The organism is Novosphingobium sp. HNCC26BN242 (assembly GCF_057180525.1).
On sequence record NZ_JBXUGM010000005.1, the window covers coordinates 88,795 to 102,540 of the forward strand.

At 59.0% G+C, this 13,746-nt stretch carries 11 protein-coding genes; 7 read left to right on the forward strand and 4 right to left on the reverse strand.

Annotation, left to right across the window (positions count from 1 at the left end; all coding sequences use genetic code 11):
- Positions 1-325 precede the first annotated feature (325 nt).
- Positions 326-1,162: a helix-turn-helix transcriptional regulator gene (locus AC2A1F_RS17555; RefSeq protein WP_484210072.1), complete on the forward strand. Its 837-nt coding sequence runs from the start codon at positions 326-328 to the stop codon at positions 1,160-1,162.
- Positions 1,163-1,216: 54 nt separating this feature from the next.
- Here the strand turns inward: AC2A1F_RS17555 and AC2A1F_RS17560 are convergent, their stop codons facing one another.
- From AC2A1F_RS17560 to AC2A1F_RS17570, 3 genes are all read right to left on the reverse strand, one after another.
- A complete protein-coding gene (locus tag AC2A1F_RS17560) occupies positions 1,217-3,418 on the reverse strand; it encodes a TonB-dependent receptor (protein WP_484210073.1) in 2,202 nt (733 codons plus the stop codon).
- Between the two features lie 43 nt (positions 3,419-3,461).
- Positions 3,462-4,697: a serine hydrolase domain-containing protein gene (locus tag AC2A1F_RS17565; protein WP_484210074.1), complete on the reverse strand. Its 1,236-nt coding sequence runs from the start codon at positions 4,695-4,697 to the stop codon at positions 3,462-3,464.
- A 388-nt stretch (positions 4,698-5,085) separates the two neighbouring features.
- Positions 5,086-5,754, reverse strand: coding sequence for a TetR/AcrR family transcriptional regulator (locus AC2A1F_RS17570; protein WP_484210075.1), 669 nt, complete (start codon positions 5,752-5,754; stop codon positions 5,086-5,088).
- Positions 5,755-5,864: 110 nt separating this feature from the next.
- On the opposite strand from AC2A1F_RS17570, the gene AC2A1F_RS17575 reads away from it, so the two are divergent.
- The 4 genes from AC2A1F_RS17575 (at position 5,865) to AC2A1F_RS17590 (ending at position 11,780) form a co-directional block, all read left to right on the forward strand.
- Positions 5,865-6,974, forward strand: coding sequence for an LLM class flavin-dependent oxidoreductase (locus AC2A1F_RS17575; protein ID WP_484210076.1), 1,110 nt, complete (start codon positions 5,865-5,867; stop codon positions 6,972-6,974).
- Positions 6,975-7,215: 241 nt separating this feature from the next.
- Complete coding sequence (locus AC2A1F_RS17580) at positions 7,216-9,579, forward strand: TonB-dependent receptor (RefSeq protein WP_484210077.1); 2,364 nt, start codon at positions 7,216-7,218, stop codon at positions 9,577-9,579.
- A 76-nt stretch (positions 9,580-9,655) separates the two neighbouring features.
- Positions 9,656-10,423 (forward strand): TIM barrel protein, encoded by a 768-nt coding sequence (locus AC2A1F_RS17585; protein ID WP_484210078.1) that lies wholly within the window; start codon positions 9,656-9,658, stop codon positions 10,421-10,423.
- A complete protein-coding gene (locus AC2A1F_RS17590; protein ID WP_484210079.1) occupies positions 10,416-11,780 on the forward strand; it encodes an MFS transporter in 1,365 nt (454 codons plus the stop codon). The genes AC2A1F_RS17585 and AC2A1F_RS17590 overlap by 8 nt, the downstream gene beginning before the upstream one ends.
- Positions 11,781-11,783: 3 nt before the next feature.
- Here the strand turns inward: AC2A1F_RS17590 and AC2A1F_RS17595 are convergent, their stop codons facing one another.
- The gene (locus AC2A1F_RS17595) at positions 11,784-12,194 is read right to left on the reverse strand and encodes a DoxX family protein (RefSeq protein WP_484210080.1); all 411 of its coding nucleotides are present in this window, start codon (positions 12,192-12,194) and stop codon (positions 11,784-11,786) included.
- Positions 12,195-12,340: 146 nt separating this feature from the next.
- On the opposite strand from AC2A1F_RS17595, the gene AC2A1F_RS17600 reads away from it, so the two are divergent.
- Together AC2A1F_RS17600 and AC2A1F_RS17605 are read left to right on the forward strand one after the other, a co-directional pair.
- The gene (locus tag AC2A1F_RS17600) at positions 12,341-13,348 is read left to right on the forward strand and encodes a sugar phosphate isomerase/epimerase family protein (RefSeq protein ID WP_484210081.1); all 1,008 of its coding nucleotides are present in this window, start codon (positions 12,341-12,343) and stop codon (positions 13,346-13,348) included.
- A 14-nt stretch (positions 13,349-13,362) separates the two neighbouring features.
- Complete coding sequence (locus AC2A1F_RS17605; protein WP_484210082.1) at positions 13,363-13,740, forward strand: C-glycoside deglycosidase beta subunit domain-containing protein; 378 nt, start codon at positions 13,363-13,365, stop codon at positions 13,738-13,740.
- Positions 13,741-13,746: the final 6 nt, after the last annotated feature.

Consider the following 13,746-nt stretch of genomic DNA (forward strand, 5'->3'; position numbering starts at 1 on the left):
AGAAACATTCCGAAAAGAGGCGAAATAGCCTCTTGCGGAGGACGAACTGACAGCGCGCAAGAGCCATGTTCTGGATAATGATCTGATTGCCGCGATGTATGCCGCAGTCGGCGAAGATGCGCGCTGGACTGATGTTTTGGATACGATCAAGACTCGGTTGGGCGTTGCGAGTGCCGTGTTTCAACGTCTTGTGGCAAACAAGGACGACCTGATACCGGTCGTAAGTTTGCGCGATACATGGTCCACGCTTGAAGCCACACGGCATGATGAATGGGCCAATTCTCGGCACAACCCTCGCTTTCGCCGAGACACTGAGCCGACCGCCTTGCAGGAGATCGATAGCGATCACCGCAACCCGCATTTCTCTGCCGCTGATCGCGAAGTATTGCAACGCGGGCTGACTATGTGCGGGTTGGGCGCCGGCTTCTGGATTGGCTGCAAAACTGCGCCGGGTGAACACACCACGATGATATTCCACCGCCATGTCGGAGACGGGCGCGATATTACCCGGGCAGAAGATGAATTCCTGGGCCAGTTGCAACCGCACTTCAGGCAGATTTCGCGCTTGCTGACCAGCATTGCGGGATACGAGGCGCGGTTGTCTGTCACCGAGTCTTTCATGAACACCACCAGTCTGGCGCTGATCACCTGTGATGAGGATCTTGGCGTGCACTGGATGAATACGGCCGCTGAACGTCTTCTGCAGACACTTCCGCAGTCCTGCGTCGTCCATGGTCGGCTTGGCTTTCGCTCGATCGAGGCGACCACGATGGTTCGCAACCTTATTCATGGGAAACATGGCGACACCTGCCGCATCCGTGGCGAATTGCCGGCAGATGTGCTCCATTTGCGCGTGCTCAAGCGTGATGCTGCCGATCAACGGCGGTGGGGGCGCAATCTCACGCTGATCGCATTATGTTCGCCCAGTACTGCACCGCAGATTGAAGCAGGTGAAGTAGCCGATTTGTTTGGGCTGACGATGGCCGAGGCCACTTTGACAGCGCATCTTGTCGGCGGAATGACCGTGAAGGACTTCGCCGCCCATCGCGGCATCGCAGAAGGCACCGCTCGCATGCAGTTGAAAAGCGCGCTGTCGAAAACCGGAGTAGGTCGGCAAGCCGATCTGGTGCGGCAGGTGTGCCAGTCTCTCGCCAGGTTATAGGGGCCAAAGCGATTCCCACCGCTCTGGCCCCTATTTATCAGAACATGACCTTCATCAGAACATGACGTTCAGCCTCAAACCATATTCGCGTGGCGCTCCGTAGAACTCGTTCGCGTTCAATTGACCGGTGATATAGTTCTTGTCCGTCAGGTTGGTGCCCCAGGCTTCGATCTTCAGCTGATCGCTGATCCTGAGCGTGACGATGGCCGACAGCAATCCGCGCGGATTAAGCCGGTCCGACAGTGGTGAATACCCGATGTAGGTGAACTGTTCGCCCACATAGGCATAGTTGACGCGCGGCGTCAGCGACATTTCGCCGCCCAATGGGAACACGTATTCCACGCCCCCGCCAAAGGTCCAGCGCGGGGCATAGAGGTTGGGACCGCCGCCGGTGGTCTGGATGAACGGACTATAATCAAAGCAAAGCGGCGGGGACGAGGGCGTGCCGGTTGGGCACTGCGGGCCAAGGTTGCCACCGCCCAATTGGCGCGTGTTGACAAAGGTCACGCTGGCAAGATCGGAATCGACAAATGCCGCATTGGCATCGAAACCAAAGCCTCCAAAGCGTCCTTGGATCTGAGCCTCGACCCCCTTGATCTTGACGGTCGAGATGTTTTCCACGCCCGAAAAGCCGGTCGAAGGTTCCACAACGTTGAACTGGAAGTTCGAATACTGGTTGTAGAACGCGTTGATCTGGGTGCGGATGCGGTTGCCCAGAAATGCCGATTTCCAGCCTAGTTCGTAGCTGATCACGCGCTCAGGATCGAAATTCGATGTGGGCGAATTGAAACCGCCCGGCTTGTAGCCCCGCGCAACAAGCGCATAGAGCAAATTGTCGGCATCGACTTTCCAGTTGAGCGCAAACTTGCCCGTGGCCAGAGAATCCTTGTGGCTGCCCGCCAGCGAAGCAACCGCCAGGCCTCCCGGCGGAAAACCCGGAATGCCGTTGCCGATGGTCACATCGCCATATCCGGTCGCCTTGTAGGTGGAATAGCGCGCACCCAGTTGCGCCTCCAGCCCCGGTGCGAGCTCGTAATTGCCCTGTGCAAACACGCCGGTGGTGGTGCGCTGGTTGCCGCCGATGATGTCGGTCGGGAAACCTTCCTGATCCTGCAGGATACTGATCGCAATATCATTACGCTGGAAGTACCCGCCAAGAATCCAGTCAAACCGGCCTTCTGTGGGCGAGATGATATTGATTTCCTGCGTGTAGACCTTCTCGCCGGCAAAATAATCCTCGGCAATGCCGCCTGGCGCAGCAGAGCCATCAACATCGTTCAGCGCATTGATCCGCTTGTTCTGATAACCGGTGACAGAGCGCAGAACGATGCCGCTGGCCAGTTCCTGCTTCAGTTCAAGGCTGGCCTGAAAGGCGCGCTCGCGGTTGGCGACGGGCGTATCGAAGCTGATGGTGCGGATATCGCCCACGCGGAACACGTCAAAGGGTGTGCCGTTGATCGGGCGATAGGCATAGCCGCCGGTATCGCGGTCGTTAAAGGAAACCTTCGCCACCGCCTGAAAGGCGCCGGGCTGCCACATTGCCGTCAGACGGCCACCGCCTTCGCGCAGCTTGCCCGCATTGTTGCTCACCGGACCAACGCTGGTGTAAAAGCTGTCGCGGTTGCGGTAAAAGCCTGCCGCGCGCAGTCCGAAGGTATCGGACACTGGCAGATTGACTGCCGCTTCGGACTGGACCGAGGCATAGTTGCCGCCGCCGAACATCGCATATCCACCAACCGGTTCATCCAGCATCGGGTTCTGCGTGTTGATGAAAATCGCACCGCCGGTGGAATTGGAACCGACGAGCGTCCCTTGCGGCCCCCGGAGAACCTCGACGCTGGCCAGATCGTAAAAGCTGTTGGCCTGTACGATCGGCGGCTGAAACAGGCCATCAACATAAGTGGCAACGCCCGCCGTGACGCTTGGCGAATTGCTGGCAAGGCCGATGCCGCGGATGTTGATCGACTGCGTGATGCCCCCATCGGTGATGGATAGCGCGGGGCTGGCATTTTGCAGATCCGCCAGATTGGTCACAGCCTTGTCGGCAAGGGCGCTGGCATCAAAGGCCGTGGCTGATACGGCCACGTCCTGCAGCTTTTCCTTGCGCCGCTGCGCGGTGACGATGATTTCACCAACGCCGACATCTGCAGTCTCGGACGCACCTTGCGCCGCATCACCTGCCTGCGCCTGCGCAGCGCAAGGGTAAACCATCAGGGCAAGGGCCACGGCCCCGCCCAGCTTCAATTGGTCCTTCATCACTTTCCTCCCATGTTCTATTTTTGGGTAATCTCAGGGTGCCTCAGGGTGCGGGCTTCCAGGCCGAAGCCGCTGCCAGAAATGCAGCGGTTTCCTGCTCAACCCCGTCCTTAAGCGGTGGGAAATAGCTCAGCTTGACCACGACCGTGCGCGTTGCCGGATCAACGAAGACGTATTGTCCCTGCAGGCCGATTGCCGAATATGCGGGCGAATTGGGCATGGTCCACCATTGATAGCCATAGCCGCCCATCATGTTGTCTTCACCCCCTGCCGATGCCTGCGCGGTTTTCACCCATTCCGCGCTCACGACGCGCTTGCCGTTGGCCATGCCGTCATCAAGCATCATCTGGCCAAAGCGTGCCCAGTCGCGCAGCGTTGCGTTAAAACCGGCTCCGCTGAATTCGCGGCCTGTTCCGGGCTGGCCGTCCATGATGTAAAATCCGTCGGCCTCGGTGCCGAGCGGCTCCCACAATTTGCGCGTGGTATAGGCCGCAACTGAGCCACCGCTGACCCGCTCGATCAGCCAGCCCAGAACGGCGGTGTCGATGGTCTTGTAGGCAAACACATCGCCCGGCTTTGCCTTGCGCTTGATCGTGCGGGCCACATCGGCAAAGCGCGCCACGTTCTTTACCAGCGCATTGATATGATTGGACGCTGCAATGCCGGGATTATCGAAATCGTAACGCTCTTCATAATCCACGCCCGAACGCATTTGCAGGATCTGAAGGATGCTCACGCCATCATATCCGCTGCCTTTCAGTTCGGGCAGGTAGCGGGTGATCGGATCATTCACTGAACTGATCAATCCATCGGCCAACGCTGCGCCAACCAGCGTGGAAGTGATCGATTTCGTCATCGACCAACCCATGAAACGGGTGCGCTCGTTCGAACCGTTCCGATAGATCTCGGTGACGATCCGGCCATCCTTCATGATCAGGAGAGCGTTGGTATAAGTCCGCTCAAGCGCCTGATCGGCGGTAAAGGTCTTCGCGCCAAAGGCATAAGTGAAGTCCATCGGCCGCTCGACCTTGGGAAAGGTCCAGGGCGCGCCCGCATGCGCCACGGTGCGCGTGGTGAACAGCTGGTCCATGTTGCGGAAGGCAAAGCTGTTCACATCGGCATCATTCATGCGCCAGCGCATGACCTGCGTGGCGACGGGCACTTCGGACTTCGCCCCATTTTCCAGCTGGGTCGGCAATTGCTGCTGGGCATGGGCCGCCAGCGGCAACAGCAGAGATCCGGCAAGGCTCAGCAGGGCGATCCGATGGGCAAAAATCATTGTGATTTTGATCCTCTCAAGCGCCCGTCCAATCAGGGCAATTCCAACACCTGATAGCCGGTCAACGGACTCGCCTCATGAACCATTTGGTATATGTCACCGCTCAACCTGCTTCATTTTAGACAACCGCTTCGCGGCGAGGTCAGTAAAGTGATGGAGCTTGGGCTGGCGTGCAGAGCCTCAACACCGTGGACGGTTCAGGCAACTGAGTTGCCGGGATTCCCGGTTCGCCAAATTCAAGCGGATTAGCAGCTTATGCGTGGTTCGAGCGCATTGCGCCGACGTACGAACTTGGCACAACGCTTCGCTTCCAAAAGATGCTTCGCCGCAGGTCTATGCTGTGGCGAATCCGTCTATGCGAACAAGGCAGGCTTATCGCCGTGATCGCTCAATCAGCATGACGAAGGTAGGCGAGCGCCATCTTCGACAGCTCATCCTTCATAAATTGCCACACCTCCGGATCGCCAGATTCAGGCGTGGAGCCCAAACCGAACTGGCGCGCGATCGTGGCAAACACAATCTGGAATACGGCATGCGCCCGGTCCGCCGCGTCGACGGACTTGATCTCATCGCGATATGTCAGGATCGCGGCGATCGACATGCCGGACGAGCGGCGAGCGGTTTCCTTGCCCGGCTCGGACACAGCAGGATCAACCGCAGCGCGCTGCATTATCGTGCGCAGCAATGGCGCGTGGACTTTAAGGAAGCTACTGTAGCGTTCGATGTAAAGCGGCAGGAAATCCCCGAGCGTTGGCGATTGGGCAACTGTCTCCTCAAGCATGGCCTGCTCCAGCCGGATGATTGTCTTGAGTTCTTCAGCGATTACCGCGTGGAGTAGCCGATCCTTGCTTTCGAAGCGCAAGTAGATCGATCCGATCGATACTTGCCCTCGCTCGCTCACGTCCTGCAGCGTGAAAGCGTCTCCTCCCGTTTCGACCATCAGAGATTTGGTCGCCTGTAGCATCCGCTCATACGATGCCAGGCTACGCCCTTGGAGCGGTTTGCGGCTGAGCGCGCCAAGCGCGAGTGCGTCGGTGTGAATGGTATCTGTTGACATACCGACGCTACACATTATCAAAACAGGAACGTCAATTCTAATTTGATTCGCCGGTTTCAATCTAATTGTCAGCGGCCTGAACAAAAACAAACCATGGGGGTGAAAGGCACATGCGGTTTTCGGTATTTCTGAATGCGCGCACGATGCGTGCGGAAGATGACCGGCAGCTGATGAAAGACCTTGAGACGCATGCGCTGCGCGCGCGGGATCAAGGCTTCTCGGCAATTTTCATGCCCGATCACCACTTCAACGGCTATATGCCCGTAGCCAGCGACAGCTTTATCTTCGCCGCCTATCTTGCCGCGAAAATGCCCGAGATGCATTTCGGCTTTTCGGTCGTTTCGGTGCCGCTTCATCACCCTGTGCGGTTTGTCGAGCGGATCAATATTCTGGACCAGTTGACCGATGGCAAACTGCTTGTCGGGATTGGCAGCGGCACAACGCCCGAGGAAATGATCGGGTTCGGCGTCAACTACAAGGACGCAGGGGCCATCGCCGAACAGAACCTGGCGCTGGCCGAGGCACTTTGGGCCAAGACGATGGACAGTCCGCCGGTAGAAATCGCCAACGGACCGCATCAGGGCCGCGTGATTCAGCGCATTGCCCCTGCAGCCTATACACCCGGCCACGCGCGGCTGATGCCGGTGGCGATGAAGGAAAGCAGCACGCGCCGCGCAGCGCAGCATGGCTGGCCTGCCTTCATCCCTGCCTTCACCCCGCCCAAGATTGGCGGCACCGAACCTTTTGTTCACGTGAAGAAGTATTTCGACACTTATCACCAGATGCTGACCGCAGCGGGCCATTCGGACGAAACCGTGGCGGCCGCGCTCGACTGGACAACGCATACCTATCAGTGCGTCCACGTGGCCGAGAGCGACGATCAGGCCCGCGAGGAACTGGAAGTCATCCTGCGCGCCTATCAGGCCGCGGTTGAGCGTGAGGCGGAATTCAACGCGCGCGCCGAAAGTAATTCCGAAAACAAGAAGACAGACCGCACACCTGACGCGTTGAGCGATGACTGGATCGGCACCTGGTGCCTCTATGGCTCGCCCGAGACGGTGATCGAGCATCTGCAGCCCTACAAGGATCTGGGCATCGGCAACATTCTGTGTGGCACCACCACCGGCCCGTTGACCGAAGAACGCCTGAGGTTGGGCAATCAGACACTGGACCTGTTGTCCCAGCAAGTGATGCCTGCGCTTGGCAGCAATGCCCGGTGAAACACAGTGTCGAAATGGGCGCACCTGCCAACCGTCTTACTAATCGATTTGAATACCACATCCGTCAGGTGCCATTAAAAACCTGACCGTCTTGGGCAGTTCGATCATGATCAGCATGATCAAACTGTCAACGTAGAACAGAGGTAGAAACTGTTCGGCAATAATTCTCGTTCTGCTTCAATACTAACTGAATACTGCAACCAAGACCCCTTTTCAATCGGGGTTCATTTCGGGAGGGATTATGCGAAACTTCATCCAAGGTACAAGTCTGCTTGCCAGCTGCGCATTTATTGCACTTGCGGCCCCTGCCCATGCGCAAGAAGCTGCGCAGGCTGAAGAAGCGCCAACCAACGCCGAAATCGTCGTGACCGCGCAGAATCGCGTGCAGAATGTTCAGGATGTACCGATCGCCATCAATGTGGTGAGCGGCGAAGCTTTGAAGTCAGCAGGTGTCACCGATCTGCTGTCGCTGCAACGTGTTGCTCCGGTGGTGCAGATCGTTAACGACACGGTCCAGACGCGCATCACCGTGCGCGGCGTTGGCAGCAACAGCAATGACGAAGCGCAGGATCAGGCCATCGCCGTCAACATCGATGGCGAGTATATCAACCGTCCGACAGTGCTGAACGCTTCGCTTTTCGATCTTGAGCGCGTGGAAGTACTGCGCGGACCGCAAGGCACGCTTTATGGCCGCAATGCCACCGGCGGCGCGATCAACTTTATCACGCGCAAGGCTGGCAGCGAATTTGAAGCCAATGGCAGCATCAGCTACGGCAATTTCAACCATGTTCTGGCTGAAGGCGGCATCAGCGTACCGCTTGGCGATATCGGCGGCATTCGCGCATCGGGCATCTATTCCGACCGCGATGGGTACAACTTCCACCCCAACATCAATCAGCGCAGCGGCGACGACAACACTTGGGGCGGTCGCCTCAGCCTGCGGCTTGAGCCGGTTTCGGGCCTGAAGATCAATGCCGCGGTTGAACGGGTCGAACAAAATCTGGTGGTCCCGGCCCAGGCGTTCTTCAATTTCAACGCAGCGGGCAATTCGCCCGGCGCTGGCTGCCTTGCCAATCCGGGCTTTGTTGAAATTGCCCCTGCCGTTCCGGGCACGCAGTGCATCCCGGCCTTGACCAACAATCTGGCGAATGTCGACCGGTCCAACTACGCATCGCCCGCCACCGGCCTCGGCTTCAACAAGCAGAACTCGACAGCGGCCCGCGGCAGCATCGCCTATGATTTTGGCGGTGCGACCCTGACTTATACCGGGGGCTATCGTGAAACCGATCGCAACTCAGCGGTCACGCTTTCACCTGCCTATCGCTTCAACACGTTCATCGACACGATCCAGACGCAAAGCCACGAACTGCGCCTGAATGGGGAGAGCGATCTGCTGGTCTGGCAGACCGGTGCGTTCTACTTCCGCGAAGAGTTGGAAGTGGAGCGTGGTCTCTATCGCGCACCGCCGCCACCATTCCTGCTGGGCGCAAACGGCGGTTACGTGAACTTCTTCCAGCGTTCGGTGGAATCGCGCAGTTGGGCAGTCTTCGGTCAGGCGGACGTAAAGGTAAGCGACCAAATCACACTGGTCGGCGGCCTGCGCTACACCGATGACAAGCGCTCGGCGCTGTACAAGGACTATGGCGGTGCCATCGCCAATCCTTCCAACCCGCTGTTCAACACCGGCTCAGTCCGTCCAGCAAATCTGGGCACCCCGCTGCGTAACCTGACGCTGGGGTCGGCGGCAGACAAGCTGACCTGGCTGGCAGGCGTGAACTTCAAGCCCGATGCAGACACGCTGATCTACGGCAAGGTCTCAACCGGGTTCAAGGCAGGCGGGTTCGATTCCGTCGGCGTATATGCCCCTGAAACCAACACGGCCTATGAAGCGGGCATCAAGAAGAACTTCGGCGCCAACGCGCAGCACATCTTCAACCTTGCGGGCTTCTACTATGACTACAAGGATCTGCAGGTCGGCGTGCTGCTCGATACGACCAAGGGCGCGCAGATCTTCAACGCCGGCAAGGCAACGATCTGGGGCATCGAAGCCGAAGCGAATATCAAGCTTTCGGACAACGATACCTTCTCGGCCTCGGTGAACTACCTCAATGCCGAATACAATTCGCTGCTCACTGCAATTCCGGTGTTCTGCGTTGCCGGAACGGGATGCCGTGCCGGTGGCAATGGCGAGACGACCGTCGGCAATCTCGAAACGACGCCCGGCGCAATCACTCAGCCCAACCTTGCCGGAAACACCCCGCCAATGACGCCCGAATGGACGATCACGCTGGCCTACGACAAGGTGATCCCGCTGGGCGACATGGGCAGCCTGACGGCCAGTGTGTTCTCGACGTTCAAGAGCGCCTACTTCGGTGATGTCTTCAATTATCGGGATTCAAAGCAGACGGCCTATACCCAGACCGACCTGTCGCTGACCTATGCGCCTGAAAACAAGCGCTTCAGCCTGCAGGGCTTTGTGCGCAATATCGAGAACGTCCGCCCGCTGACATATGCCGGGTTCACGGTGGCCGGGCCGGATGACATCTACAACTGGCAGTTCAGCGCACCGCGCACCTATGGTGTGCGTCTTTCGTTCGACTTCTGACGCGATAGCAAAACGGGGGCGGTTGGCGACCGCCCCCAGCAACTGGCAGCCTGCCAAACGAAAAAGGAGACCGGGCATGGTTTTGTCCGCCTGCATCGAATGGCAGTTTGCCCAAGACAACGATACTCTGGCTGACCGGGTCCGCGCTGCGAAAGCAGCCGGGCTCGGCCACGCCGAATTCCACCTCTGGCGCGACAAGGACATGGCCGGTCTGGCCGCCGCGCTTGATGAAACCGGCGTCACGCTGACCGGCTTCTGTGTCGATCCACGCCGCTCGATTGTTGATCCGGCGCAGCATGAAGAAATGCTGCAAGCCGTTGCCGATACGCTGGCCATAGCCAAAACCGTTGGATCCCCGCCGCTGATCGTCGCTTCGGGATTCATCCGCGAAGGCGTCTCGATGGACGAGCACAAGGCGCAAGCGGTACATGTTCTGCGCCGTGCTGCCGATCTGGCCGAAGCTGCGCAAGTCACGCTCGTGCTCGAGCCGCTTAACGACCGGGTCGAACACCCCGGCATGTATCTGGTCGATACCACGCTCGCGCTCGATATCATTGAAGCAGTCGGCAGCCCGCGCCTCAAGCTGCTCTACGATGTTTATCACAGCCACGTGATGGGCGAGGATATGCGCAGCGTTCTGGCCGGGCGGATGCACCTTGTCGAACATGTGCAGGTGGCCGACAGCCCCGGGCGCAATGAACCGGGCACTGGCACCATCGACTGGGCAGTGGCCATGGCCACCTTGCGCGACCTTGGCTACACAGGCCCACTCGGCCTCGAATACCGGCCCACGCTCAAAGCCACAGCCTCGCTCGCTACCAGTCGCAAGGTGCTGGGTGACTAGCCCCGCCGGGGCGGGCGGCCGACTGTCGCTGGCCGAGCGTGCCAGCTATGGCTTTGGCGATTTCGGCTATAGTCTGGCCTACAACATGGCAGGCGCGTTCCTGCTCTATTATTACACCAACGTGGTCGGCCTGCCAGCGACGGCGGTTGGCACGATCTTCCTTGTTGCCCGAATGCTTGATGCGGTGATCGATCCGCTGGTGGGCATTGCCGTGGACAAGACCCGCACGCGCTGGGGCCGGATGCGGCCCTATTTCCTGTTCACCGCCGTGCCCTATGTCGGCGTTTTCATTGCCACCTTCAGCGTGCCGGACTGGGGACAGGGCGCGCAGCTCGTCTACGCGTTCCTGACCTTCAAGGCACTGGGGATCATCATGAGCCTGGGCTCGATCCCTTATACCGCGCTGATGCCGATGATGACCGCCAATCCGGCTGACCAGCTGAAACTGGGCGGATGGCGTTCGATCGGCACATCGGTTGGCGTCATTCTGGGCACGGCAGCCACCATGCCACTGGTCGAAGCGCTGGGCGGGGGCGACGAGGCGAAAGGCTTTTTGGGCACCGCCTTGCTGTTCAGCGCCCTGTCGCTGTTCGCGCTGACCATGCTGTTCCGCAATTGTCATGAACGGATCGAGGATGATGCGGCCCCCGCCGAATTCCGCATCTTGCCTGCCATCGGGCAGATGCTTGGCAACCGGGCATGGCTGGTGTGCTTCGCCTTCTGTTTGCTCTACTTCATTCGTTTCGGGGCGATGCTGGGCCTGACGATCTTCTACGCCAAGGACGTGCTGCAAAAGCCATGGCTGATCCCGGTGATGCTGCCGATGGTTTCAGGCGGTCTGCTGATTGCGGCCTTCATTGCCCCGCCCATCCTGACGCGGACCGGCCTTCGCAAAGGATGCATCGGTGCAATCGTGGTGGCATTGGCCCTGTTCGGTGCGATGGCCGCTCTTGATCATCAGCCCGATTGGCAGATCGGCTCCCTCAGCGTGCCACCACTGCTCCTGCCCTATTTCGCCTTTTCGGTCGTCACCTCGATCACGATCACTGGCATCTTCTCGATGGCCGCAGCATCGGTCGACTACCAGCAATGGCTGCACGGCGTGCGCTACGAAGGCCTGCTGTCTTCAGGGATCAGCACGTCCACAAAAGTCGGCATGGCCATTGGCAGCGCACTGGCGGCATTTGTGCTCTCGTTTGCAGGTTACATGCCCGATGCCGTAACCGATGCTACGCGTGCGGATATCCGCAGCGCCTATTTCCTCGTCGCAGGCGGCCTGCTCGCGCTGCAGGCGCTGGTCGTATGGTTCTGGCCGATGGAAGGTGACTGGCGCGAAAGACCGCGGCCATCTGTCTGATGATCACGCCACGCTTGCGCGCCGCCAGCACAGCCATGCGAGGACCATGCACAATGGGATTACCACCGCGCTCTGCGTCAGCGTGGACCACTCACGCGCGCCAATATGGACAAGCGCAGCCACGGCATGATTGAGCGCAATCCACGCAGCGGCATAAAAACCGGGACGCCGCAAAGCCCTCACCGCAAGCGAGGCGAGCAACACACTGGCCGCTGCCAGCTCAAGCCCGCCAAGCACTTTGCCGATGAATACCGGCAGATGAATCGTCCAAGCCAGATGCTTGGTCAGGACCTCAATCGGCGCGAAGGCCTTATTATAGCCCACGAATAGCGAAAACGCGGCAATCGGCAGCGCCAGCAGCACCAGAGCGCTTTGCTCAACAGCACTGCGGCTGCGGCTTTGCACAGTGTTCATCGCAATCTCCCCCCCAAGGCACGCTTGACGAACGTGCCAAACTAATAGAATGATAATTCTAATTGAACTAAGGGAATCGCGCAAGCCATGCGGTTCCGGGTTGAAAATGGGCGGCGCTTTGGCAGTCGCTTCACGGGAGATGCCATATGGCGATCAAGCGCGGCGTAAGCCTGTACAGCTTTCAGAATGAGACCTTTCAAGGAAAAATGAGCCTTGAAGATTGCATCCGTACTTGCGCGGAAATGGGCGCCAACGGGATCGAGATCATCGGCGAGCAGACCTTCTGGGGCTGGCCCGAAGTAGGCGTTGAAGATGCCGCCATCGAGAACTGGCACCAGCTCATCGCCAAGTACGATTGCGTGCCGGTCAGCCATGATTTCATGCTCGATTACAAGCGCTACAAGGGCCGCGAGATGCCCTTTGACGAGCAAGTCGCCAGCGTGAAAAAGGACATCGATTTCGGTGCGCGCCTCGGCATGAAATACATCCGCGCGCTCGTCTCGATCGCGCCCGAAGTGCTGGTCGCTGCTGCGCCTCATGCCGAGGAAAAGGGCATCAAGATCCTGATCGAGGTCCACGCCCCGCTGCACTTCGACCATCCGTGGATCATCCGCCATGCCGAATGCTTCGAAAAGTCCGGCTCGGATGCGCTGGGCTTCCTGCCCGACATGGGCATGTTCCTTCACGCCCTCCCGCCAGTCTGGAAAGAGAAGTTCATGCGCGTGGGCGTGCCGCAGCACATCGCCGACTACATTGAAAAGGCCTATGCCGACCGTGTCTTGTCGGAATACGTCATTCTCAACGTCCAGCAGATGGGCGGCGTCGGCCCCGCTATCGCCATGGCCGAAACGCTGCGCCACAATGCCGCTTTCGAACCCAAGCGCATGCTCGATTACATGCCGCGCATCCACAACATCCACGGCAAGTTCTACGAGATGACGGCAGACTACGTGGAGCCTTCGATCCCCTATGACGAGATCGTCAAGGTGCTGCAGCAGGGCGGCTATGACGGCTACATCTGTTCGGAATACGAAGGCAACCGCTGGATCGAGGACATGATGGAGCCCGACAGCGTCGAACAGGTCCGCCGCCAGCAGGTCATGCTCGCCAATCTTCTGGGTGAGCCCACCCCACAGCTCCGCGCTGCAGCCTGAAAGGACCCTGCACCATGATGGACAACAAGATGATCGTCGAGGGCAGCCTCGAAACCTCGGACAAGGGCTTCGCCTTCTATGGCCGCCTTCCCTACTATCGCGGCCTTGGCCTTTCGATGATCGAGGATATCCAGATCACCGTCGACGGAGAGCTTGTCCCGCGTGAGGACGTGCGCTTTCATGTGCGCGGCAAGACCTACACGCTGGACCAGATGGAAACGGTCTATGATGATCGCTGGAACTTTGGCGAAAAGGCCAAGATCATCGCGATGAAGGCCGGCGGCTTGCCCGCAGGCGATCACAAGATCGAATTCGCGGTGCGGATGCGCGTATCCTATCTGCCGTTCGTGCCCACCACCAAGGACACCAAAGTCCTGGCACTCGCGGCCTGAAACGAA